Consider the following 23,383-nt stretch of genomic DNA (forward strand, 5'->3'; position numbering starts at 1 on the left):
ATAGCTGTTGATGCCGTGATAGAGGCTGACGGATGGCGAATAGGTATCTACCGCCGAGAAGATAAGGCAGTTTTGACGTTCTACATCGGTTCTATTACCGCACTGCGACAACACATCACCTTTAGCAGGTACGTCGCTTGCCGTAGCGCAATCGGTATCGGAAAGGTCGATATAATGATACTTCTTTCCTTCCAGCTCTACAGGGTCTTCATCGCGACCGATTACCAATCGCCAATAGAAGTGATTACCCACCTTATGGTAAGTGCCCTTGCGAACATTGAATGATTCCGAGCGCACTTGGTCGTTAACGGAGAAATCATTATCTACGGCATCACCTTCCTGCTCTGCTAAGAAATAGCAACGATAAGCCTTCTGTGACACATTATTATATGTCACAGTAACCTCTTCCACCTTATGAGCCACAACACCTCCAGCAGGAGAGATAATCTCCTTACCGCCGATTGTAGATGTCTTCTTGACGACAAGCTCCTCGAAGATAGCCTTCATTCTCACCTCAAGATAATCTGTGATGAGATGCGAACGACCTTCTGCATCGGGAGTCCACGAACCACCGTTCTCATTATTGAAGTTACCGACAAGCAATCCACTTAAAAGCTTCTGAATCTTCTTCCAAGTGATAGTACCTTTGGCGGTGTCATCGGTGAGCTTGGAGATAAAGTACTTACCTCCCTCTATTGCAACCTGATTTTTGACTTGTGTGACTGTCAGACCGGCTCCGGCTCCACCATTTCCGCTTTGGAGTGATGAAATCTGCTGCTGAATCTTCTGGATGGTTCCAACCTCCTTGTCCTCGCGAAGTGTTATGTCGTATGTCGGAATCTTGCCATCTCCTTCCTTGATCGTGAGCTGGTCGATAGAGATGATTCCTTCGATATTGAGGTCTGTATCATTGAAGTTCATCAGGTCGCCGGCCTTCAGTGTATCGTGCAGACTCTTGATAGTTCCGGTTTCGTCTGCCTGCGCCAGATCGTGCTGTCTTGCCATGAAAAACTCATCAACCTTAGGCTGATAGACATATCTTGTGTAGTCATTCTTATCAAGGAGCGCAATGGCATACTTAAGGAGCTTCAGTGATGCGGCTTTTACATACGAATCAGGAAGAGTGATGCCGGTAAGAACGAAATGGTCTCCACTCTTGATCGGGTAGTCCTTGTATGGGAACCGCAGCTCAAGAGCATCATCCTTGCTCCTCTCAATAGTAAGTCTCCATCTACCATCAACCTTGGTTGAGGATGCCACTTTGAATGTTCGTCCGCCGCACATACCATCCTTCATAGAGATAGAGAAGTCATCATCCTTAAGGTCGTTGATGTCGAAATCGATAGCCTTATTGAGGTGTATATCAATATTCTTTACTGTTTCGTTGTCGCCAAACCTTCCGTCGTCATCAGGAGCGACACCTTCGTCAATCTCATCAACACGCACACCACCGATTTCCATTTCCTCGATAGTAGGGTAGATTTCAATAACTCCATTCGTCTTATCATCTGTATCAAAGAACTGCGATGCCGAACGGAGTCCAATCTCCTCTATATTGAGAGAATCGATGTATGGCCTATATGGATCAGTAGAGAATTTATGCAGTTTCCCGGTTGGATTCACATACTTCTTTTCCTGTTCAGTAAGAGAGTCGTAGAAATCACTCAGAGATACGTGAGGAAATCCTGGCAGCATAAGCCTGTTTACCGCCATATTGTTCGGAAGATTCTCCGCATACTCCTTCATCGATGAAGGAACCACCTTCTTGTTGAGACCGGACGTGATATACATCTTCGTGTTTCCGGCATTGACCTGAGCGATGAATGCGTCGAGTTTCTCCTTCGATTCCTCGTCTCCGCTATCTACCTGTCCTCCCTTTAACTCGGAGTAGAACCTGCATTTGCCAGAGCTGCCAGACTGTGTTACATAACCGGTAATTGTAGTCTGAAAATCGAACGTTACCTGAAGAACCCATCCGTTAGACTGCTCCTGAGATTCGCCGGAAACGACGTATTTTCTCTTATTCTTGAAATACGTCTCTATATAATCGATGTCCAATTCGAGTTCAACATTCGTGCTTGCCCCGATGACTTTTGTAATATTCGCAACGTACTTGACACCAAGGTCCGCATAGTAATGAGAAGGAAGATTCTTTTCGGAACCGTAAGCCCTCAGTCTTGTAATGACGCTCTGTTCAGAATCAGCGTTCTGCACAATCTCGTAGAGTCCCTTGCCGAGACCATAGGAGAAGATGTGTCCGGCTTCAATTCCTGTAGTACCGACATAGATGTTTCTTCCTCTGACTATGAAGTTTATGTCCCACTTCTCGTTCACAAGCGCAAGGGCCTGCCAACAGGTCTGTGAGTCCACTGTAATAGACATCGATTCGATGACGTTATCTTCGGTTTTCTCTCCATAAACCGACAACCACTCACTTTCAAGGGCTCCACGCTGAACGGAACGGTCCTTGTTTCGGGAGTAAATCTTCCAAAGACCCGCACCAATCTGCTCGTCGAGGTTCGCCTGGATCCTGTCGAGCAAATCGTCCAAAGTCTGTACGAAGAATGGAAATTTCGGTAGGGAAGTGTAGTGAAGTTCGTTGTCGTTCAATACCACATCGAGGAATTCAGCTCTAGCAAGCTCATCCTGCAATGCGTTGAACTTCACGCTGTCATATACGAAGCCCTCTCCGTATGTGTCGGGTCTGGCCTGCTTATCCTTGCCCGGCTCGTAGTTGAGCTCAAAACGCTCGCCACGATAGACAATATAGTCGCCTATCTGAAAGTTGATAGGCACTTCATGCTTGAAATTGATAGTCACGAAGCACTCACCCATCCAAGAATCGGAGTATTCCAATCCATGAACGGTTATCTGCTCTCCGTTAACGTCTGTCAGCTTCGAGCCATCCTTATGATAAATATTCCAAGTACTCATGTGTCTGTGTTATCCTAAATTTGAAATCCTGCCCTGCGCATCCATAATTGGCTTGATGTCAGTAACAGGGTCGTTAATTTTGAAAGTAATAGAGAGGACTAGCAAGTCCTCGTTGCCCGGGTATCTGTACAGGTCTGGATCAATGCTCTTCAGTCTCACATGCTGCCTTCCTATCTTGTTGAAGTCGCAGTACATCTTCATCATGCCAGACTTGCGGAGATAGTCGATGAAAGCCTTACACTTCTCGTTTGCGCCGAAGGCATTACCCTTGAACAGAAACTTGACCTTGTTCTCGTATGCCGCCATATAGAGACCATCCTTGCCAATATACTCGTCGTCACCATGCTCGTCGTGCCATTCCCTTTTCACAGGTTCCTTGACTGAATCGCAAGGCTTGAACGGACTCTCGCTAACATACATACCGAAGTCGGCGATGGAGTCCTTCACCTCGTTCCCATCGCCTTCCTTCTTCATGTATATCCTGAAATAATCTTTCATACCTAAATCAACTATTTATAAATGCAAATATACAAAATAATACATAAATATGCAAGTAAGTATGTATAAAAATACATAAATTAACACGTACTTTCATAGGCTAGAATAAAAAGGGTATGAGAGTTACCCCATACCCTTAGTCGTTATTTCATCTTCAAAGACTTCGTTCCGTTGAGAACTCTGTTGAAGTTGTCATTGTACTCCGTAAAGATACTTTCGATTCTCTCGGCAGCATCCGCATTGCGTAACGTATTTCGAGCAATCGCATTAAGCTGCGTCAGCTGAGATTTTGCAATCTCGCTCATCTCTGGATAGTACTTAGCCTGCTCTGCGCGGATAACTGAGCAATCGAGCCTAATTGCGTTGAGGTAGGAGGCAATCAAGTCTCCTGTTTCCTCAGTAATGCTCTTAATGGAATTCCTAGAAGAAGAACTGCTGTTGTCGGACCATCCATATACTTTCTTAAGATAGTCACGAGTAGCTTCTATCTGCTTTGAGAGCTCATCTGTGCTGTTCTTTACGTCGGCATACTCGGCTCCTGTGTATTCTGAAATGACATTTCCGTTGGAATTCTTAATCTTGTCACCATTCTCTGCGTACCCCTGAGCCTTCTTCAAAAGAGCCTTAATCTTGTCTCCATATATATTCTCAATCATGGAGTTCAAGATGGTCTTCTTCAGATTCTCCTCGAAATGATCAACGAGACTGTCTGACGTGTTAGCCATAGTTGACATTGCATCACCCCAGGAAGATACCAGGTCAGAGAACTTATTGCCGGTAAGCTTTTCGGTCAAAGCCTCGATCATATCATCAGCCTTCTCTCCGTACTGAATGAGCTTTTCCAGGTAATCTCTGAAATCTGAGTCCATGCTAGCCCAAAGGCCGGTATAATCCTTCTTTATCTTTGAAAGAGTATCAGCATCCATATTGAGCATGTCTTCCATACCATTGAACTGAACCCCGTACTTCGAAGAGATTTCGCCCGCTACGTCACGCCAATTCTGGCCATTGTACTTATATGAACCCTTCCACATTCTATATTTGATAGAGTGGGAGCCGACTGACGCACCTGAATTAAGCCTATTCTGCGCAATTACCTTAGTCTGCTCGATTTCGGCTTTAAGCATTTCCTGAGCCTCCTTGGATGCCTCTGTAGCCTCAGTACCCCAATGGATATTCATGTACTCAGTCTTCTTGGAGATGAGAGAATCCCAAATTGAGGTAAGGTTATCGTACTCAGCCTTCGCCTTTTCGTAACTGCTGTAGTCTGCGCCGAATGCTTTGATGAGTGAACCGCCAATACTCAACGCTGCGGAAGCGGCTGCTGCGTATGGACCAGCACCTTTAAGAAACCCGAGACCCTTCATTTTACCGAGGGTATCAAAAGCTCCGGCTGTACTTGCTGCCGAAGATAATGCGCCTGAAGCACCACCTGTAATCTGGCCGAGAATGGAATCTTCTTCACCCATAGCCTTAAACAGATTGATTACCGGGTCAAGAACCGTGTTGAGCGCCTGCATCTTCGTCGCAAGTTCAGAGATTGCTTTAGATGAGTCGGCGTACGCTGACTGCTGATCATTCTTCAGACTCGCCTTTGTTCTTACGCCGCCTGCGATACCAAGTCTCGAAGCCTCCTCCTTGCTAACGAATATCTTCGCAGTATCATCCATACCGCCAAGGCGCTCATTTATGAACTTCCCGATAGCCTTACCGCGATTCACTCCTCCGAAGATGAAGCCGAACGGGTTTCTGCTGATTTGCTCATTTCTGAGCTTATCTAGGGCATCTCTGAGTTGTTTGATGGATTCTACAGATAAACCGGTAGTCATAGAAAACTGGTCTATCTTCTCGATCATAGAGTTGATTGTTGCCGAAGATACCCTGTCAAGGTCATCGAAGATGGCAACCCAGTCCGACTCCTGCTTGAACTGCTCGAACTGAAGCTTCGCAACTTTCTCGTTGTGAGCCTTCGTTGCGCCCTCTCTGGCTCTCTCCCTCATCTGTGGGTCTTCGATACCTTTGATGAGTTCAAGCAGTCTCTCGTATTTGAGGTTCTCATCCTCAATCTGCTGAGCAATGGTTGCATTTTTTTCAATCAGGCTAGCCATCAGGTCGATGGTCTCCTTCTTGATCTTGTTGTTCTCATCTTCCAGCTTCTTGCGAATGTCATAAACACGGGTCTCTTCGCCATACTTATCCTTGACATTTTCAAGACTCATATCCTTAACCTCATCCGTAGTCAAGTTAAGACCGGACTGAATGTTATCGTGCCTTACCGCAATATCGAGCTGCTCCTCCAGGAACTTTTTGTAAGTGTCAAACTGAACAATTCCACCGAAAGCTATATTCTGAGCACCTTTCTTGTTTCCGGTCAGCTCGTATATTTTCTTATACGTCTCGTACTGTTCGGATATAGTATCAAGCTGCTTGTTAAGCACATTCAGCTCGTCTCTTCGCTGGTCTTCAAGAAGTTTTCGGTTTTCAGTCTGAATACCTGCCTTCTCATTTGCAGCGTAGTCCAATCTGTCCTTCGTTGACGCAGGGAGAGTCTTCAAGAGCTCCTTGATGGAAGTCTCGTAGTTGGTGTAGTCAGAGATAGGGAACCTCTTCTTGTCACCAAAGATGGACTCAAACTCTCCGTCATTAGCAAGCTGACCAAGAGCACCTTCTCCATAAAGCTCCTTAAACTTCTTGATTTCAGCATACATCTTCTTGTATAAGTCGATGCGCTTCCTCAAATCTTCAAGAGCCTTATCTGTCTGCGCGCCTGTTGACCTACGGCCACCGGTTTTCTTGTTTTTCTTCTTGTCGTCACCACTAAACCATTCGCCCCAGTTATCATGATAAGCCTGCATCTTGAGTTCGTACTCCTTCTGCTTCTCTGTGTACTTATCAAGAGAAAGCTTGCCACGTGCGAGCATGTTCTTTCTGGTGTTGAGTTCCTTTTTGGCAGCAGTAATGTCCGACTCCGCGTTACTCTTTGCTTTATCGTAGTCGTCTCCAGCATCCTTTCCCCAACTCTTGACGTACTTATTCTTCTCGTGATAGTCATAACCGCTACCCTTAAGATTTTTCTCAAGCTGCTGAGTTAGATCCGAGTCATCGTTCCTGAATACGAGATGAATGACAGCCTCGAATCTATCAGCCGCAAGCATTCGCTTCAATGCGTCTGATGCAAAAGGATAGTCTTTCTGAACCTGAGCCGCAGCATCCTTCATCATGTTTGAAACCTGGACCTTCTCTGCATCTGTCAATTCCTGGTTGTTGCGAATCTTGTCGCCAATCCAAGGGAACGAAGTGTTTACTGCGTTATCGAGAGCATCCTTGAATTTATTCTCGTAGAAGCCTGTTTCAACACCCATCGCATTAAGAACGTCAGCACGGAACTGATCAGAAACATCCTGGTTCCATCCCTGCTTTGCAAAGAATGACGAAAGAATCTGGTTAGCCTTACCCTGTAACTTTGGGCTGTTGCTAATATCTCCAAGCTCATCAATGAGATAATCTCGCATGGCTTTCACCTCATCCTTATACTTTTCCTCCCAGGAGTTGAAGCTAGCAAAGTCGGATTGGGTGGCATTAATCATATTCGCCTTTGCGGATGCTGAAGAGAACGCTTCTGCTATCTCCTTTGCAGAAGACAGTTTCTCGTCGAATCCCTTATAGGTATCCTCGTTAGAAAGAGATTTCTGAGTGCTCTCCTCAACCTGTTTGAGAAGGATGAGCTGTTCTTTGAGATACTTAAGTCTATCCTCATTCGATTTCTTTTCGAGAAGGCTCATTGTGAAAGCATTTTCCTTTTCAGGAGCAATCTCCTTCAGCTTTTCCTTATATGCGTCAATAAGGTTTTCTATCTCTTTCTCATCGCCGTCCTTAATGGCTTTATCCGCATCGTTATCGCGAAGGAACTCGCCAATCTTAGTGTATCTGTCTTTCAGTTCGTCAGCAGTAGTCTCCATGTCTTGCTTCAGCTGCTGATGCTTCTGCCAGTAGTATGCAAAGATTGCAGATCCGGCAGAGATAGCGATTCCAGGAAGACCGCCAAGAAAACCGATGATAGAACTAAATCCGGACTTCAAGCCTCCGAGAAGCAAACCTCCTGCTGCTCCCCATTTGCTAGGGCTAGCCAATCCCTTCAGAACTCCACCAAGGGAGATTCTGTTTACCTGCCCCTCCTGCTTTGTGAGAGCCATACCTTGCTTGTACATCTCCTTGGTTATCTGTCCGGTAACATACAAGCGTCTTAGCTCAGCTTTTGTTATCGCATTTGCCTTTGCGAGTGCCTGGATATCCTGAATCCGAATCTGATTTTTATACTGAAGAATCTGTTTCTCCACGGGAGTTATTTTTTCTCCACGCAAAAGCTTGAGTTCAGCTTCTTTCGCAATATTTCCCTTTGAGTTCAGTATTCTTTTCCCGATTCCGCCCTCCAAGGTCTTTACTCCACGCATAAGAGCAGGTCCGGCGAATGCTGCAACCATAGCAGGACCTAAGACGTGAATTTGCTGCACGAGATTGGTAACAACATCAAGGATACCCTTGAAAGTTCCACCTATAATATTCTTGCCGTTAGCAAAGTCGGCAAGCATGATTTCCCAGGCATCCTTCAGTTTATTGTAACGTCCGAGCAAAGTCTCACTCAGAACCTGCTGCATATTATAGAACTGACCACCTGCATCAGTCATCTGCCAGAAGATAGACTTCACATCATCAAAACTTACATCTCTGCTTGATATGCGAGTCTTAATCTCTGATGTAGAGACATTTCGCCCCTCTTGCTTAGAGTAGAACTCAGATAACTTTTCAAGCAGAGGAATACCTGCATAAGCAATCTGGCGGAGTTCCTTACCATCGAGCCAGCCACGAGCCTGAACCTGACCAAACGCCAATGCGATACGGTCAAAGCTAACACCAAGACCGGAAGACATATCCGCAAGCCTCTTGGTTGTGTCATAGAGCTGGTCGTACTCAACTCCATACGCAGCCAACTGCTTAACATCTCGGTTCAACTCAGAGAACGTAAATGGCGAATTAAGAGCGAGTTCCTTAATCTGATTGAACATTGTATTCGCATTCTGCATATCACCAAGGATTGACTGGAGAGCAATATGCTGCTTCTCCATCTCACCACCAGTAGTGATGATGCTCATAGCGAACTGCTGTGCGCCGAACACAAGACCTCCCTGCAAGAAAAGTGACTTCAAATCCTGTACGGTTGAGTTCAACTTTCCTGCATGACTGTTAGCTTTCTCGAAGCCGCGAACCAGTTGAGATTGAATCTTAGCTCCTGAGTCAACGATTGCCTGCTGACGCTTCTGTTCAAGCTCAACACCTCTCTGAACCTCACGGTTTACCTTCGCTTGCTCTGAAGCAAGGTGGCTTATTGATCGAACTTCTCGCCCCGAACCAATACCGCCTATTTTTCCAAGGGATTCGGCAAACTTGTCGCCTCGAAGTTTGGCAAGGTTTTCTTCCAAGAATCTAATCTTACCTATCGTCTCCTGTATCTTGGCATCAACTTTCGTAGTGTCAATATTAAGAGACTTAGCTTCCTGCCTCTTTCCCCATAGGTTTTGCAGAGCATATTTTAAGGCTTGTATTCTATTCAGAGAGGCATCAATCTCTTTCTGCCTCTGCTTCGCATTATCCTTGAGCTGCTTGGAATACTCTTTCTCTGACTGCAACAACTCCTTGTTCTTTTGAATGAGTTTGTCCTTCAAATCAGACGGATTTACAGAATCGAGCCTAGAAGCTTCTTTTTGAAGTTCTTTCAGGCGATTTACGTATGCCTCTTGTGCGCTAATTTGATCTTTCTGAGAATCAATCGACCAATTTTTGTACGTTTCAATAATGCCTTTTCCGCTCTCTAATTTCGATAACAGTCTGTTATACTCTTCGAGCAACGGACCAGTAAGCGCCTTACCATTCATATTCCTACCGTCAACTCCAGGCGAAATGGAATGTAATTTTGATTGAGTCTCTCTTTGAATGGCAAGATTTTTTTCAAGTTCCTTATTAAGACCCTCTAAAGTCTGCTTGTATTCCTCCAGCTTTTTAGTTTCAGATGCTATTTTGTCGGAAAGAATCTTGTCGCCACCAAGCCCTTTGCTATACAGAACAGTTTCATTAAACTTATTCAGCGCATCAATATCACTGCGGAATTTAGCAACTACAGAGCTATTTTTCTCAAAAGCAGCTCTCTGGTTATTGAGATTTTGAATAGTACTTTCTATCTGCTTGCGGAAATTCTGCTGCCCGATAGCCGCACTATTCATATCTCTTTGATCCTTCATTATGTCGTGCGCACGAGTCTTATACTCAGACAAATTTGCCAAAGCGTTTTTAAACTCCTGACCGGTCAGTCCTTTTCCGGAGATGCTACGAATATCCTCTTTGATTCTCTCTATCTCAGAGCGTACTGATTCTAGCTTAGAGACATCCTGTCCTAAGCCTATACCTCTACTGGAGAGTGCATCTATATTCTTCAACAGGATCTCTATGTCTGCAAGAGCTTTCTTCTTCTGGTTCTCACCTGTTTGGATTGCGTTGATCTTATTGATTGCTCTCTCGTGCTCCCTTTCGAGTGCAATGACTTTTCCCTTCTCTCGTCCGTATGCCTGTGTTGCGGCGGCGGCTTTCGTCATTTCTACAGCAACATCGGAAAGAAGGTTCTTCATCTGCGCAGCATCGGTGAGGATTGATTTGTTTCCAGATGCCGCCTGTAATCTGGCAAGTATCTTGTCAAGCTCGGTAATACTTCCACCAAGCATGTTAGTATTGTAACCCTTCAAGGATCCCTCTGCCATAAGGTCTCGCATCCTAGCGAGCTTTTCGGTTACTCTTGCAATGTCAGCTTCAACCTTTGCTGCTCCACCAGAAAAGGCAGAAAGAGGGTTCTCCTTTTTGAACTGATCAGTAATCTGCTTTACATCACGGAATGTCATTTGAAGAACCTTGGCATAATCCTGCAAAACCTTTGCGCTATCTACGCCGCCACCACCGCCGCCTTGTGCTTTATTCTGCAATCTGAAAAGCTGATTATTGATATTCTCAAGCATCAGCTCGGCTTCCCTAAGTTTCGAGGTATCAACATTAGGATTCAGTGAGCGCAGCTCTGAAATCTTGCTGCGCTCTATATTGATTCTTTGAAGCATATCGAGATAGGAGAGAGCGTTTTTTACCGCTAACTGCAAATCTTTAGCCTCAGCGCTTTTATCGTTTTTCTTGAGTTGGGAAATCCTTCTGTTTATCTCATTGAGAACATCTGCAAACTCTTTGGCTTTTTCTGCTTGCTCCTTAAATCCAGACTTTTTCGTTCCGAATCCCTGGAGGGCACGAAGAAGCGCGTTCGCAGCATCATCCCCGGTCTTAAGCTTGTCAATGATTTTCTGCAACTCCTTGGAAGTTTTATCCTTGACACCAAGTTGGAACCACAAGTCACCTAAATTTCCACCTGCCATATCCTGAATATTTTAAAATTAGAGTTTATTGTTTAAGTAATCAGCAAGACTTATCTTCTTGCCGATGAGGCTTCCCTCATTCTTCTTTTTCTCCATCCACCTGTCGTAGAGGTCATCCATCTCCTTCTTGGTATGCTTCTTCGGACCGCCTTCCTTCTTGGCCTTTGGATAGACGACAAGAGGCTGGTCTGCAACCATGAGGTCAATCTGCGCCGATGAATAGCCCCACCAGTAGTCGTAGGCCGCGATGAAGTACTTACGCTGAAAGAGGAAACCGAACTTCTCCGCTAGTGAGAAGGCTGCTCCCCAGCTTGTTCTGCTTGGATAGCTTTTGCTTCGCTCCTCGTCATCGTCATCATCACGTCCGTCATCCCGGTCGCTAATATGGTAGCCAGTGAGAATGCATTCGATGGAATTTTTTTTTTAGAAACATCGAGGACTCTCAGAACCTCGGCCACGTCCACATCCTTGATGTAGTAGAGCCAACGCCAGTAGATCCAATACAGGAATCGAATCTTCCAGATATTGTTGAGGAGGATGCAGACGCAAATCTTGACGTTGCGCTTCCACTCGTTCTTCTCCTTAGCCCTGATATGAGAACACCTGCTCATGGTTCCCTTGCGAAGCCAACCGAGCTTGTGCTTCTTCCCTCTGAACACGAACTCGGTAGGCTCGTCGTGCAGCACGCTGTCAAGCAACTCCTGCAAGTCCACTGAAGGCTGCTCTATTTTCTTTTCTTCTGCCATGATTGTATGCTATTAAATGAAGAAGGGCGGCACGGCTGTTGATTAGCCTGCCGCCCAACGGTTTGTTATCCTGAATCTAATTACCTAAAGAAGCCTATACTTGATTAACCGCCAATACCGGAAGCTGGAGCCTTAGTAAGCCAAGCGATGCTACGCTTACCTGCACCCTCGATAGAACCTGAGAACTTAAACGCAACAGGCTCAGTACCAGAGTTATCCCACTGCAAGGTAGCGTAGAGAGCGATGTTGGTAATAACCATGAGGTTCTCCTTCTCGTCGTCAACGATAACGATAGTGCCCTTGATCTTGAACTTCTTAGGCTCAACAGCGATACCTGTAAAGCCGGTAGTAGCGTCGAGAGTTGCGTCACCTGTACCCTTCAGGGTAACCTTGGTCAGCTCGGTGATAGAATCCTCGCCGAACATAATTGTCAGCAAGTCCTTTGCCTTTGAAGGAACAACGAACTCTACGTTGAAGTCGCCGAGCTCTGCGGTAGTTGCCCAGTCGCCTGCAAGACCGATAACCTTGTAGTGGTTGATGGTTGGGTCATCCATAGTCGCCTTCAGCGAGTCAACGGTAACCGGAAGCTCAACCTCTGGGGTGATGTCAACTGTAGTCTTGCTCAAATCGGTAATAGCCTTTGAGTAGAGCAGAGTTTTAGGACCATTGAAAATGTCCTTCATCTTGTCAATAGTTGTCATAGCCATAATCTAAAATATTTTAAATTGTTATACCTGAATACTTATCTAGTACGTAACCTTCCCTGTATGATCGTTACGGAAAAACCTGCGCCGTCGTCAGCCTGGATAGCTACGTTCGGCCTGGTAACGATGATGTTGTCTGTTGAAATTGGAAATCTTTCGAGGACAGCCTTGACTTTTTTATCCATTTCCGAAGGACTGAAACCATTCGGATTCGCCGAGGAGGCCTTATCTCTTACATACACCTCTATCTGGATAGTGGTAGTATAGTCATTATAGGAACCATCGTAGTTCATCTCGTTATTCCTGATGGAGTACGGAAGACTTACGACGATGTAGCTGCCTATTTTGGTATCCACAGCCTTTGGACGATTCCTGGGGTACACCTTATCGCATATACCCTTTACGGCGTTCCCTAAGTCGAAATATATCTGCTTGATATCTACCATAGCTTACAGTTTGTTAAAAGTTGAACTATTGGCGTACACTATGCAGGCATCGAACATATCTGGAAGAGACTCGTATGTATTGTAAACAGTCTCGAAGATTCTGTTTTCCTTATCGAATACTGCATATTCAACAGGACATATCGCAACGAGTGCCCAGTCTTTCCCGGTAGATTTCACCTTTCCGATACGTCCGTATAGAAGGTTTGGACCCCACTGGTGACCGCCACCGACTGAACCGGTGTAGCCTTTGTTCTCTCCTCCGTCGTAGTAGAACGGGAGATTGTATTTCTCTCCTTCTGCCAGGGTTACTCGCGTTGGTGCTTTTTCACCTTTCGAGGCACGCACCATGTAAATGAGCTTTCCTTTGTAATACACTGCTGCATAGAACGAAGTATATGCGTTACCGGTGATATTGTAGAACGTCCTGTTCTCTTTGAAATAGTTGACGGTTCTGTGAGCAAGTTCCTGCATAATCGCAAGCATCTTGTCATACGCCAGCTTTTCGACTCTTGGTTTAATCTGATGCTCGAACTGCGCTCCAAGAGACAGACGCTTTCCGCTAAAGTATTTTGCCATAACCTAAACCCTAGTGAGATTCCAGTAAACGACAGTCCTGTTATTATCCGGTTCGCAGTCCTTGACCATACCTACCTCGGTGTTGTTTCCGACTGTGGAGTAGATGGTGTCGCCATCAAGAGGACACCTGTCAGCATCCCATTCGTCATATCTGACAGGAATCGATGCCTTCCTCTTGTTCTGATCGACATTTTTGTCTCCCTCAGTTGTGGTATCGGTGTAACTGCGGCCTTCGCCATAGTAGAGAATAATTTCCTTGTCCTCACCAACCGGAGCATCATCATCGGCGAACGGGTCATCAGGGTCGGCTTTTCCGACGACCTTCCTCACGATCTTGATGATGTGAGGGTATCTTGGGTTTCTGATGTTTTCCTTTTCCATACGCCTTATTTTATGATGTGAGGGAGAGGTTCTCCCCAAGGAGAATAATTCGCCCTCTTTACTCCGTGGGAGGTCACACGGAAGGTGGACTTCTTCTTGAGCATCGAATCAGGCTCCAGCTCCGCATATATAGCGTTAGCCTCTGCCTTCATCTCGCTCCTGTCGTTGTCCGACATATCATATCCACCTCCCGAATGAGTCCATCCGTTATCGGAATCGGAGGTGTTGTTCACCTTGCTCGGACCAAGAACAAACCATTTCAGCATGTCGGCATAGGCAAGTCTCACCTTGTCCTTGTCGCAGGCTTCGAGGTCGATGCCGTTTTCAAGCTCCCTGTCGTGCATGATGCCCAACAGAGCCTTCATCGGCATCTCGAACTTCACCTTATTAATAAGGTAGTCGTTCACAGTGTAAATGTTCATCTCCGAATCCATAGTCATACAATCTTGTTACGTTAAAGAATTAACCCTTCTTGGTAATGTCGATAATCCAACGGTAAGGAGAATCGAGCATGGCAGGAACAGAAGCGAGGAACAAGTCTGTCTTGAACTCCTGGAACATACCGTTCGCTGTGACCATGTTACGAAGCAAACCGAGGCGGTTGTTGGTCTGTGCCCAAGCAACATCCACGAGCTTGTTACCGAGAGTGTCGAAAATTCGCTTATCGAGAATTTCCTTGCGCATGAAACGCAAAGGCTTGCCAGCAGGGCGAAGAACGACTGTTCCGTCTGCCCAACCACGAATCTCGGTAACTGTACCATCGAAGCGCTTGTTGTGCTCAACCTCATCAACAATCTCGATAGGAGAAAGACCGTTGAGGTCAACAACAGACTTCAAGAACATTGCGTTGTTTGGACCGTAGTTCTGCAAAACTGCCACAAAGTTAGCGTTCGCCCAACTCTTGTACAACTCAGCAATCTGCTTGTTCTTCAAGAACACGTTATTGTAGTCGTTCTTGGTCATCTGCCATACGAGAGGTACGCTGCGGTACTCAATATGGCTGTTGCGCCAATCCTCCTCAAATTTACGCATCTGCTCAAGCAAGTCGCAATTTTCATCGTTCCACGCAAGCGCACCCGCCTTTTTGAAGTTCTCCTTTGGAACCTTTGCGTCATACAGAGGCTCCTGGATACCACGACCAATCTTGTCGTAGTCGATGAAACCGGTCGAACTCAACTTGGCTGACATGTAGGTCATAGTCATGTCGAGTGAGTCGTACAATACCTGTACCTTGTCGAGGTAAGCATCAACCAGGTCAGCGTCGTTGCCGAACTCATCCTGGAGAAGCTTCATCTTGTGGTAACGCTCTGTCGCAGTCTCACGGAAGCCGTCAGCAGCGAAGTCTGGAATTGAAGCGGTGTACCACTCAATACCCTCGTGGTCGTTCTGATAGCCCTCGCCGAGAGGAGCACGGAGGTTCATCAAGGTTGCAGGGTTCAATGTACGTGTGCGAACCTTGAAGGTTGCATCACCATTGTTAGATGTAGGGGTGAGATTTGGATCAATGTCACCCTGTGTCAGATACCAGCCGTTGTTACAGCGAAGTACGCCGTCACGATTGACGAACTTCTGAAGGTAAGTGTTGTTACCCTTACCAGTGAAGAGCTTCGCGAGCTGCTCGACACCAATATCAATTTTTGCCATAATCCTGAATCAATCTTTTTACGTTAGACAATAGGTTAAATGTGCCAGAACTCTGGGTAGAGTGACTTGTTCATCGCCTTAACGGCAGGAGGAACAGGACCCATGCGGTCAAGCCACATAACGCAGTCTGGATTCAACATACAGAAGTTGACGTTTGTACGAGGCTTGTGGTACTTGTCGCCGCCGGCATCAAAATAAGGGAAGTCGTTGTCGCTCGGAGCAAAGCAGTTAGGGTTGGTTACCATAGGCAGCACGCTCGCGCCTGCCTTCTCTGCCTCCACCAGCACGTCGCCAGCGCTCAATGTTCCAAGCGTCTCCGAGAGGGTCAGCTTCCATACGTCGCCTACCGATGTGTCGGTGGTTGCCTCCACGGCGGTCACAGTCACACCCTTTGCCTTAGTCTTGAAGTCCTTCTGACCGACCATGATGGTGTCGCCAGGGAACGGGATGTGAACAAAGCCGTTACGAACGATGTAGATGTCTGTGTCTGTAGCCGCAGCGGTAGCCTTTGCCACGCCGTAAGCCTTCAGAATCTTGATGGTAGCACCAGGACCTTCGTTGCCTGCTGTAAAGCCAAGGTCGTGCTCGATCAAGTCGCCGGCGTAAATCTTAGCCTGACCTTTGAATGGGTTGACGAGCTTACCACCAATAGGTGGGTGAACGAAGGCATTCTTAATGAGAGCCTCAAGACCGGCAAACACGTATCGGGTTCCGCCGACCTTACCTTCTGTCTGAACGATGGTCGCACCGTGGTTCAGCATACCACGAGTACCCATCTGTTCCATGTAGGAAATAGAAGTGTTGTCCATAATCTTTTTACCTTTTTAAAATTGTTATCCTGAAATTACTTCTTGTCTCCACCGCCGAATCTCTTCTTTCGACGCTCGGCCACTTCTTCCATAAACTTGTCATCATCTGTGGACGTGCCTCCGCTAGACGTGCGACTGCCTTTTGCAGGAATACCGTTTTCACCGGTAGCCTCCTTGTACTCTGCGGTGTAGATCTTCTCAGCCTTAGAAACCAGGTCGTCGATGTCGGCATCTTCGTCCGGAATCTCCAGCTTTGCGATTGCAGCATTGAGGAAGTAGTTCTTCATTTCAAGGTTTGCCTTGTCGAACTTATCCTTCAAACCTGCCTTTACTGACTCGATGGTTGCCTTCCTTGCAGCCTTCTTGTCTCTTTCTGCGTTAGCTTCTTTGAGGGCTTTGATTTCTTTGAGAAGCTCGTTGTATTTGTCGTCAGGATCGTCATCCTTGTCAGCCTCCTTACGCTTGCGCTCCTCTTCCTCTTCCTTCTTCTTGCGTTCAGCCTCCTCCTTGCTCTTCTTTACCTCGTCAGAGATATTCTTGTGCAAGTTGCCGTTGATACGCTTCAGACGGTTTGCTAACTTGGTAACCAACTTGGAATTTGCTTCCTCGTCATCACCGAAATCTTCCAAAACATCATCAAGTTCCTCATTGATGGTCTTTTGGCTAAGTTCTTTGAACTTGGTGGTATCAACCTCCTTGTTCACTAATGCTAAGAGTTCCTCTCTTGTCATGTTGTTTGTTGATTTAAAATGTTATCCCGAAAGTGGTCCCTCCACCTCGAAAACGTATAAATATACCTTTTATTTTGCAAATATATGAATAAATATGCAATTATCAAAGAAACATTGTATATTTTTGCAGTATTAATTGTGTATTTATGCAGAAAGATGTGTTTTCAGGATTAAAATTGGATAACGGAGAGCCTATTTATACTCAAGAGTATATCCAATCATTAAGAGACGCCGACAAGAAGCATCCCGACAAGCTGAAAATTATAGCTCAGCGTGGCGGTCAGGAACGCATGCTGTCTATAGACGCTGATATTAAGATAGTTGGCGGCTCGCGAGGCGGCTCTAAATCGTTCTCGTCCCTAATGGAAGTTCTGAAGGATATTAAAAATCCAGATTTTCATGCAACAATTCTTCGTAACGAAAAAGACGACTTACAGTCCTTAGTGACAGACTCTTATAAATTGTTCTCCCAATTTGGAACTTACAATAAGTCACAAAATGACATGACCTGGAACTTCGATAACGGAGGATGGCTCAAATTCTCGTACTATGCTGGAGCCTATCAGGACTTCAAGACACGATTCCAGGGGCGCCAGTATGCCTATGTTTGCATCGATGAGGGTACTCAGTGTCCATACAAGAAGTTCAAGTACCTCTTGACCAACAACCGAAATGCAGCGCATATCCGAAACCGCTTCTGGATTACCTGTAACCCAGACCCGGAATCTTGGGTGAGAAAGTTCATCGACTGGTGGGTTGACGAGAATGGATACATTATACCGGAGCGAGATGGAGTTATCCGTTACTGCTTCATGGATGGTGATACTCCGGACTCAATCTACTGGGGTAACACAAGAGAAGAGGTATACGAACAGTGCAAGGGCATCATCGATAGCCTCTGGAAGGACAGCTACGAGGAACTTGGATACACAAAGCTCGAAATGTTCATCAAGTCGGCAACATTCGTTCGCGCTGACGTATCAGAGAACATTAAGCTTATCTCTACCGATGCCTCATATCTCGCCAACCTTGCCCAACAGGACGAGGAACAGCGTATGCGAGATCTGGAAGCTAACTGGAACTGGAAAGCTGCCGGAGATGACATGATCAAGATGGAAGACCTTGATGAAATCTACGACAATGCAGAACAGATAGGAGATGGAAAACGCAGAGCTTCTGCCGATATTGCTTTCACCGGCGGCGACAACTTCGTGATGTGGCTTTGGGAAGGATGGCATTGTAAAGACTTGGTTGTGCTGAGGCTGGACCCTAAGACTCTTGTTTCGGTAGTTGAAGCTAAGCTGAGAGAGTGGGGCGTTGAGGAATGCAACTTCACTTACGATATGCAGGGCATAGGTCAGTACTTCAAGGGGTTCTTCAAGGATGCTGTTCCATTCAACAACCAGGCTGCACCTATCGCTAGGAATCATCAGGAAGAAGAAGGAATCAAATACCTCTATAAGGATTTGAAGTCTCAGTGTGCGTGGTTATTCTATAAGATGATAAAGGAGAAGCAGATTTCCATCGACTCGGCCCTGCTTGAAAGAAAGTATTCAGGAAACGGATTTGACAAGGTTCCTCTCAGACAGATTCTTCAGAAGGAGCGTAAGATGCTCAGACGTGACGAGAATAGCGATGATAGGGGATTCAAGCTATTACCTAAGAAGATTGCCAAGAAGTATGTCGGGCACTCGCCTGACTTCTTTGAATCTTGGTTCTACGTAATGATATTCAGTTTAACAAAAAAGAAAAATAAAAAGGTAAAAGGATTATGGAGGCTATCAAGGTAAATAATGTAAGGGAGCTGCTCGTAAGGAAGCCATTCTACGAGCTTACTCCTGCGGGATACATGAAGCACTCGGCTGTAAGCGACGTTGTTCCTGACTATTACGACGGAACGATGCCAGACGACACCATGTATCGCCGCATCAAGACGCAGGCAGACTTCCTGCGTGAGTATTATCCATCCGCCCATAGGATTATGGATGAGAAGGAATACCCGGACATCTGGAAGCTGAACCCTGAGAATAACAGGTGGTACTGTCAGAAGATTCAGCGCACAGCCTTTGCGTTCCAGCAGCTCATCCACACGAAGCATTTGCTGCACTTGACTGGCAACGATGTTCAGTTCGAGCTTGCTGATGGTGATGACTACGAGAACGAGAAGAAGGTAGAGAAGAATCAGAAGACCCTCGATGTGTTCAAGAAGGGCTGGCTTATGCACGATATGGAGATTCGCTTCTTTGAAGCTGTAAGTGCGTATCTGAAGGTTGCAGAATGTGCAATCGTCGGTTTCTTCGATGAAAAGAAGAAATTCTGCACACGAACACTCTCTTATGATCGAGGCGATATACTGTACCCTCACGTCGATTCACTCACTGGCGATCTCCTGTGCTTTGCCAGGAAGTACTACGACTACGACGATGAGGGCAACGAGAAGACCGAATATGTCGAGGCTTGGGATAACCGCAAGTTCTACCGCTTCAAGAAGGCTGTCAAGTCTGGAAAGGTGAAAGAGGTAATGACGAAGATTGCTAGGATTTTCGGAATTGACGACTACACCCTCATTGAAGAGAAGGACCACGGCTTCCAGTTCGTACCGGTAGCCTATGCACGTAACGAAAACGGACCTTGCTGGTTTATGGTTCAGAAGAACATCGAGGACTACGAGGAGGCATTCTCATATCTCTGCGAGAACAACAAGGCATACGCTTTCCCTATTCTTACACTCACAGGTGATGGCGAGGATATTTCTATAACTGGAGATGATATGACCGGCTCTGCGAAGACCATCATGATTACCGACACTAATGGCAAGGCTGAGTTCTTGAATGGCACGGATGCCTCTGATGCCTTCGCAACGCAGCTCAACAAGTCGTACGACCTCATCTATGAGCTGTCGTTCACCGTGAAGCCACCTGAGCTGAAGTCTGGTGACCTCCCGGGTGTAGCCATCAAGCTTCTCTATTCTCCTGCACTGGAGGTTGCAATGAACGATGCACAGGAGTTACAGGCATTCCTGGATAAGATTCTCCGCATCTGTCAGTTCGGTATCGGTACAGAGGAAAACTGCGTCGCTACAATGTCTGGGCTTCCAATCAACGCGTGGATAAGTCCGTATGTTCATAGTAACAAAACCGAACAAATTACAAATATTGCCACTGCGGTTCAGAACGGATTCCTCTCTAAGCAGACGGCTTCTGAACGCTGTCCTGATTTCCCTAAGACCGCTGAATATGAGCGTATCATGCGAGAGAAGAAGGAAGAAGATCAGCAGGACCTCCTTATGGACATGCAACGTGCGGATAACGAAACAGAGAATGCCATCGAGGAGCAGAAAGCAACGGCGAAGATTCAGAATGGAGGCAGCGGAAACGTACGTACTGGTCGTGGCGCTGGCAGGCCGAACAAAAGCGGCACAGACTGGGATGAGAACGGCAACTGGCCGGGCCGTAACAACTGGAAGACCGTAAAGAAGTAAGCTTATGGATGAGTTAAAACGTTCTGTCGATTACAGCAGGAAGCGCTTGCAGGCAATCCGAAACTGTGAGGGCCACATTGCAGATATTCTCTGGAAATCAACACGGAAGATAGTTACCGCAAGTAAGCGATACAGAGGTATGGGCAGGCTCACAAACGAGTCGGCCCTGCTCTCTTACGCCAAGAATGTTACTGCCGAGTCAGAGGAGAGCATTAATAGCTACATCTCTGCCTACTCAAAGGCTTCATGCAAGATACTTGGGATTGATAGCGAAAACATTGAATCGTTTCTCGTCAGCGACATCTACGGAAAGACAACATCCGAAAGAAATGCCGCCTATCTCGGAAACTTTGCTGAAGATATTGTAAGGATGATCAAGGCGGGAACATTGATGGGATATTCAGAACAGCAGCTCATTTCTTCCATCAGAACCGGCTACAAGGACCCATACCACACATCAGTCATCACCAAGGCGAAGAGAAAGGACATCAACATCGATGTTCCTTCTTACGGAAAGGGCTACTACAAGAACGCCTATCAGACTATCGTAAGAAACGCTTCTCAGGTTATTGCTTTGGCGTGGGGACAGGCAGAGCAGGAGTATGGGCAGGAGAACAAGGCTATCGGGTTCTATGTCAAGAGAGGAAGCGACTTCCCGTGCTTGATTTGTCAAAACGAAGCCGATGCCGGACTCCATTCTTTCAAAGATCCATACCCACCATTCCATGTTTCGTGTCAATGTTTTACGGTATTTGCATTCAAGGATAATAAAAAGAAATAAGATTATGATTGAAGAAACAAAAGGATACACGTTATCCGTCGATACATATAAGAAGGCGAAGGCTCTTAAGATGAAAGACCCTCGCTATTATATCTACGCCAGCCTCCGTGGTTCAGGTATGTCTGTCCGTGACAGCTGGGCCATCGCATTTCAGGGAGAAGGAATAGGTGTGTGGGAGAAATCTTTCCTCGAAAACGAGATGAATAAGCTAGAAGCCCAGGAGTCCGTTCAGAAGAGAATCGCAGAGGTGCAGGGAAAGAAAGTGAAGAACGAGAACGCCGATGAGCTCACCCAGGAGGAACTTATTAAGGCTACCTCGAAGGAAGAGATTCTGAGAAACCTCGTTATCGCTCAGCGCAAGCAGAAGTTTGGCTCTCCAGAGTGGCAAAAGACGACAGCCATGATAGCAGACTATTCTAAGATTAAGCAGGATGAAATTGATACGGAAAACAATGTGGTCCATTACTACATTCCTCTGTCAATGCCTCGATGCTGCGAGGACTGCATTATCTTTAAAAATGGCCAGGCGACATTCCAAAAGAAGAAGAAATAGTTAAATTCGTGTTAAAGTAACTTTGTTTTACTAGAATTTCTGCAAAACCAAGTACCTTTGCAGGCAGATATACGTTCACAGATTCGTTCTGCTGTTCGTAATTCTGTTTAATTGGTTACGAGGGGTGGTGTCTTCACAGATACCACCCCTCACTTTTATATTATGAAAGTAGAAGAAAAATATAAACTCAATCAGTGATACTTCTCTCCGGTGATGAGTTCAAGCGCAATTCGCACCTGATCTTCAAGCATATCGTCATTAAACGTAGGCAGAACGCCGTATGATGGCAGTTTCTTCGTCTCTGCGGCCTCCAAAATAAACTGGAGTGCCTGTACCAGGGAAGTATGGTCTTGAACGACCTCAAGTAACTTATCGCTCATCCTTGCCTCCTTCCTTCTTAATCTGCTCTGCCATCTCAAGAATAGTCTCGGCGTGCTTATCTCGGTCGATGACTTCCTGCACGGCCTCATCGCTCTCCTTGCGAAGCTGTTCTTCTGTCTTACCCTCATCGGCAGCAGCATTCAGTCTCGCAGACTCACGGGCAAGGTACTCGTCACGAAGCTTCAACTTACCTGCCGTGTATTCTGCATCGCCAGGCAACGATGTATCCGCATACATAAGTTGGGCAAATGCCTCGATGATATTTCCATCGTCCTTGGAGAACTCGTAATGGTCTCCTACGGCGGCCACAGGAACACATTCATTGAGTGCAGCGTACATTGATGTACCGATAGAGTACTCGATTCCCCATGTGCCGGCAATGTTAGCAATCTTGATGAAAGGCAGCGAGCCTCTCTGTAAATGCTTCTTGATATCAGCAGGGATATCCTCTCTGAGTGAAGCAACTTCTTTCTTAGACAAGCTCTTGCTGAACTTCAGTACAGTGAAGTGTCTTGTCTTGATAGTCTTTCCAAATGGTAATGCCATGATAACAATATTTTAAAGTTCAACTTTTATTTCCTTATACTCGAAATCTGTGCAAGATGGATTCTCCTCAGAAGTAAACCTAATCTCATTAGGGTTATTACAAGTTCCATCCTTAAAGAAGAAACAATCCTTGCAAGTGTAATCAGTCTGCTCCATGTTCCTTACGTTTTTGATATTCCATCAATGTCAAGATACAATAGTTAGCGCAGTCAAGGAGAGCATCTTCCAATGGCTCGTTAGCAACTTGCGCTTCATTATCCTTCAACGTCTTGATACGATTCACTTCCTCTCGTATCTTTCCGTAGCCGTAGTTAATACCAAGCTCATCATACATTTCGGAAAAAGCATTCCCATAATCGTGATTCTTACGCTTGTAGGTATCGATCATCTTGTCGGTGATATCCACGAAGCGGTCAGCATCACTCTTCTCGGATTCTTTTTTTATTGGTGTTTCTTTAAAATCCGAGAAAATAGAACACATCGCCAAATCAACTATATCCACACAAACTGCTGCTAAATCGGGTTTAAAGAATGCTACGATTTCGCATTTTTTATCCGTTATAGCTATATCGATAACTTTGATATGTTGAATCCTATCAATAGAGCCTAATGGGTCTATTTTATCAGCAAACACCGAGCCTGCAATCTTTATCAAATTACACTTCGTAATCTGCAAGACAGACCCTATCTTAATATCTTCTATTCTAATCAT

The 23,383-nt window shown here is 45.9% G+C and carries 20 protein-coding genes; 4 read left to right on the forward strand and 16 right to left on the reverse strand.

From position 1 onward, the window contains the following. From DW657_RS03875 to DW657_RS03935, 13 genes are all read right to left on the reverse strand, one after another. Positions 1-2,934: hypothetical protein (locus DW657_RS03875; RefSeq protein ID WP_199658298.1), on the reverse strand; the 2,934-nt coding region annotated here is incomplete at its 3' end. Positions 2,935-2,943: 9 nt separating this feature from the next. Next, positions 2,944-3,432, reverse strand: coding sequence for a hypothetical protein (locus DW657_RS03880; RefSeq protein WP_118311476.1), 489 nt, complete (start codon positions 3,430-3,432; stop codon positions 2,944-2,946). Between the two features lie 143 nt (positions 3,433-3,575). Continuing rightward, entirely contained in the window at positions 3,576-10,892 is a 7,317-nt protein-coding gene (locus tag DW657_RS03885; RefSeq protein WP_118311477.1) for a tape measure protein, read from the reverse strand. Positions 10,893-10,910: 18 nt separating this feature from the next. After that, the gene (locus DW657_RS03890) at positions 10,911-11,090 is read right to left on the reverse strand and encodes a hypothetical protein (protein WP_118311478.1); all 180 of its coding nucleotides are present in this window, start codon (positions 11,088-11,090) and stop codon (positions 10,911-10,913) included. Between the two features lie 89 nt (positions 11,091-11,179). Then, entirely contained in the window at positions 11,180-11,638 is a 459-nt protein-coding gene (locus DW657_RS03895) for a hypothetical protein (RefSeq protein ID WP_118311479.1), read from the reverse strand. Positions 11,639-11,742: 104 nt separating this feature from the next. After that, positions 11,743-12,345 (reverse strand): hypothetical protein, encoded by a 603-nt coding sequence (locus DW657_RS03900; protein WP_118311480.1) that lies wholly within the window; start codon positions 12,343-12,345, stop codon positions 11,743-11,745. Positions 12,346-12,380: 35 nt separating this feature from the next. Continuing rightward, positions 12,381-12,788, reverse strand: a complete 408-nt coding sequence (locus tag DW657_RS03905; protein WP_118311481.1) for a hypothetical protein — start codon at positions 12,786-12,788, stop codon at positions 12,381-12,383. A gap of 3 nt (positions 12,789-12,791) precedes the next feature. After that, positions 12,792-13,364: a hypothetical protein gene (locus tag DW657_RS03910; RefSeq protein ID WP_118311482.1), complete on the reverse strand. Its 573-nt coding sequence runs from the start codon at positions 13,362-13,364 to the stop codon at positions 12,792-12,794. A gap of 3 nt (positions 13,365-13,367) precedes the next feature. After that, a complete protein-coding gene (locus DW657_RS03915) occupies positions 13,368-13,745 on the reverse strand; it encodes a hypothetical protein (RefSeq protein ID WP_118311483.1) in 378 nt (125 codons plus the stop codon). Between the two features lie 5 nt (positions 13,746-13,750). Beyond that, positions 13,751-14,185: a hypothetical protein gene (locus DW657_RS03920; RefSeq protein WP_118311484.1), complete on the reverse strand. Its 435-nt coding sequence runs from the start codon at positions 14,183-14,185 to the stop codon at positions 13,751-13,753. 22 nt (positions 14,186-14,207) lie between these two features. After that, positions 14,208-15,389, reverse strand: a complete 1,182-nt coding sequence (locus tag DW657_RS03925) for a major capsid protein (protein ID WP_118311485.1) — start codon at positions 15,387-15,389, stop codon at positions 14,208-14,210. A gap of 35 nt (positions 15,390-15,424) precedes the next feature. Beyond that, positions 15,425-16,198, reverse strand: a complete 774-nt coding sequence (locus tag DW657_RS03930) for a hypothetical protein (RefSeq protein WP_118311486.1) — start codon at positions 16,196-16,198, stop codon at positions 15,425-15,427. Between the two features lie 35 nt (positions 16,199-16,233). After that, positions 16,234-16,929, reverse strand: coding sequence for a hypothetical protein (locus tag DW657_RS03935; protein ID WP_118311487.1), 696 nt, complete (start codon positions 16,927-16,929; stop codon positions 16,234-16,236). 158 nt (positions 16,930-17,087) lie between these two features. Between DW657_RS03935 and DW657_RS03940 the strand changes: the two genes are divergently transcribed. The 4 genes from DW657_RS03940 to DW657_RS03955 are packed head-to-tail and all read left to right on the forward strand — an operon-like array spanning position 17,088 to position 21,744. Further along, entirely contained in the window at positions 17,088-18,719 is a 1,632-nt protein-coding gene (locus DW657_RS03940) for a terminase large subunit domain-containing protein (RefSeq protein WP_233546604.1), read from the forward strand. Continuing rightward, positions 18,701-20,410: a phage portal protein gene (locus DW657_RS03945; RefSeq protein ID WP_118311489.1), complete on the forward strand. Its 1,710-nt coding sequence runs from the start codon at positions 18,701-18,703 to the stop codon at positions 20,408-20,410. The genes DW657_RS03940 and DW657_RS03945 overlap by 19 nt, the downstream gene beginning before the upstream one ends. A gap of 4 nt (positions 20,411-20,414) precedes the next feature. Further along, complete coding sequence (locus tag DW657_RS03950) at positions 20,415-21,191, forward strand: hypothetical protein (protein ID WP_118311490.1); 777 nt, start codon at positions 20,415-20,417, stop codon at positions 21,189-21,191. Between the two features lie 4 nt (positions 21,192-21,195). Next, positions 21,196-21,744 carry a hypothetical protein gene (locus tag DW657_RS03955; RefSeq protein ID WP_118311491.1) on the forward strand — a complete coding sequence of 183 codons (549 nt, stop codon included), beginning with the start codon at positions 21,196-21,198 and terminating at the stop codon, positions 21,742-21,744. 191 nt (positions 21,745-21,935) lie between these two features. Here DW657_RS03955 and DW657_RS03960 read toward each other — a convergent pair whose 3' ends face one another. The 3 genes from DW657_RS03960 to DW657_RS18145 all read right to left on the reverse strand — a co-directional run bounded on the left by DW657_RS03960 (position 21,936) and on the right by DW657_RS18145 (position 23,383). Beyond that, positions 21,936-22,124, reverse strand: a complete 189-nt coding sequence (locus DW657_RS03960) for a hypothetical protein (RefSeq protein WP_118311492.1) — start codon at positions 22,122-22,124, stop codon at positions 21,936-21,938. Further along, positions 22,114-22,671, reverse strand: a complete 558-nt coding sequence (locus DW657_RS03965) for a hypothetical protein (RefSeq protein WP_118311493.1) — start codon at positions 22,669-22,671, stop codon at positions 22,114-22,116. Before DW657_RS03965 ends, DW657_RS03960 begins: the two co-directional genes overlap by 11 nt. A 142-nt stretch (positions 22,672-22,813) precedes the next feature. Further along, a complete protein-coding gene (locus DW657_RS18145) occupies positions 22,814-23,383 on the reverse strand; it encodes a nucleotide modification associated domain-containing protein (RefSeq protein WP_199658299.1) in 570 nt (189 codons plus the stop codon).

Source organism: Prevotella sp. AM23-5 (genome assembly GCF_003473645.1).
GTDB lineage: Bacteria > Bacteroidota > Bacteroidia > Bacteroidales > Bacteroidaceae > Prevotella > Prevotella copri_A.

Bases quoted from the DNA above. Each gene is read 5' to 3' on its own strand.
- DW657_RS03885 (WP_118311477.1), bottom strand. From the start codon at position 10,892: ATGGCAGGTGGAAATTTAGGTGACTTGTGGTTCCAACTTGGTGTCAAG.
- DW657_RS03945 (WP_118311489.1), top strand. From the start codon at position 18,701: ATGGAGGCTATCAAGGTAAATAATGTAAGGGAGCTGCTCGTAAGGAAG.
- DW657_RS03955 (WP_118311491.1), top strand. From the start codon at position 21,196: ATGATTGAAGAAACAAAAGGATACACGTTATCCGTCGATACATATAAG.
- DW657_RS03905 (WP_118311481.1), bottom strand. From the start codon at position 12,788: ATGGTAGATATCAAGCAGATATATTTCGACTTAGGGAACGCCGTAAAG.
- DW657_RS03920 (WP_118311484.1), bottom strand. From the start codon at position 14,185: ATGACTATGGATTCGGAGATGAACATTTACACTGTGAACGACTACCTT.
- DW657_RS03890 (WP_118311478.1), bottom strand. From the start codon at position 11,090: ATGGTTGCAGACCAGCCTCTTGTCGTCTATCCAAAGGCCAAGAAGGAA.
- DW657_RS03950 (WP_118311490.1), top strand. From the start codon at position 20,415: ATGGATGAGTTAAAACGTTCTGTCGATTACAGCAGGAAGCGCTTGCAG.
- DW657_RS03915 (WP_118311483.1), bottom strand. From the start codon at position 13,745: ATGGAAAAGGAAAACATCAGAAACCCAAGATACCCTCACATCATCAAG.
- DW657_RS03900 (WP_118311480.1), bottom strand. From the start codon at position 12,345: ATGGCTATGACAACTATTGACAAGATGAAGGACATTTTCAATGGTCCT.
- DW657_RS03925 (WP_118311485.1), bottom strand. From the start codon at position 15,389: ATGGCAAAAATTGATATTGGTGTCGAGCAGCTCGCGAAGCTCTTCACT.
- DW657_RS03930 (WP_118311486.1), bottom strand. From the start codon at position 16,198: ATGGACAACACTTCTATTTCCTACATGGAACAGATGGGTACTCGTGGT.
- DW657_RS03880 (WP_118311476.1), bottom strand. From the start codon at position 3,432: ATGAAAGATTATTTCAGGATATACATGAAGAAGGAAGGCGATGGGAAC.
- DW657_RS03965 (WP_118311493.1), bottom strand. From the start codon at position 22,671: ATGGCATTACCATTTGGAAAGACTATCAAGACAAGACACTTCACTGTA.
- DW657_RS03935 (WP_118311487.1), bottom strand. From the start codon at position 16,929: ATGACAAGAGAGGAACTCTTAGCATTAGTGAACAAGGAGGTTGATACC.
- DW657_RS03895 (WP_118311479.1), bottom strand. From the start codon at position 11,638: ATGGCAGAAGAAAAGAAAATAGAGCAGCCTTCAGTGGACTTGCAGGAG.
- DW657_RS03960 (WP_118311492.1), bottom strand. From the start codon at position 22,124: ATGAGCGATAAGTTACTTGAGGTCGTTCAAGACCATACTTCCCTGGTA.
- DW657_RS18145 (WP_199658299.1), bottom strand. From the start codon at position 23,383: ATGATTAGAATAGAAGATATTAAGATAGGGTCTGTCTTGCAGATTACG.
- DW657_RS03910 (WP_118311482.1), bottom strand. From the start codon at position 13,364: ATGGCAAAATACTTTAGCGGAAAGCGTCTGTCTCTTGGAGCGCAGTTC.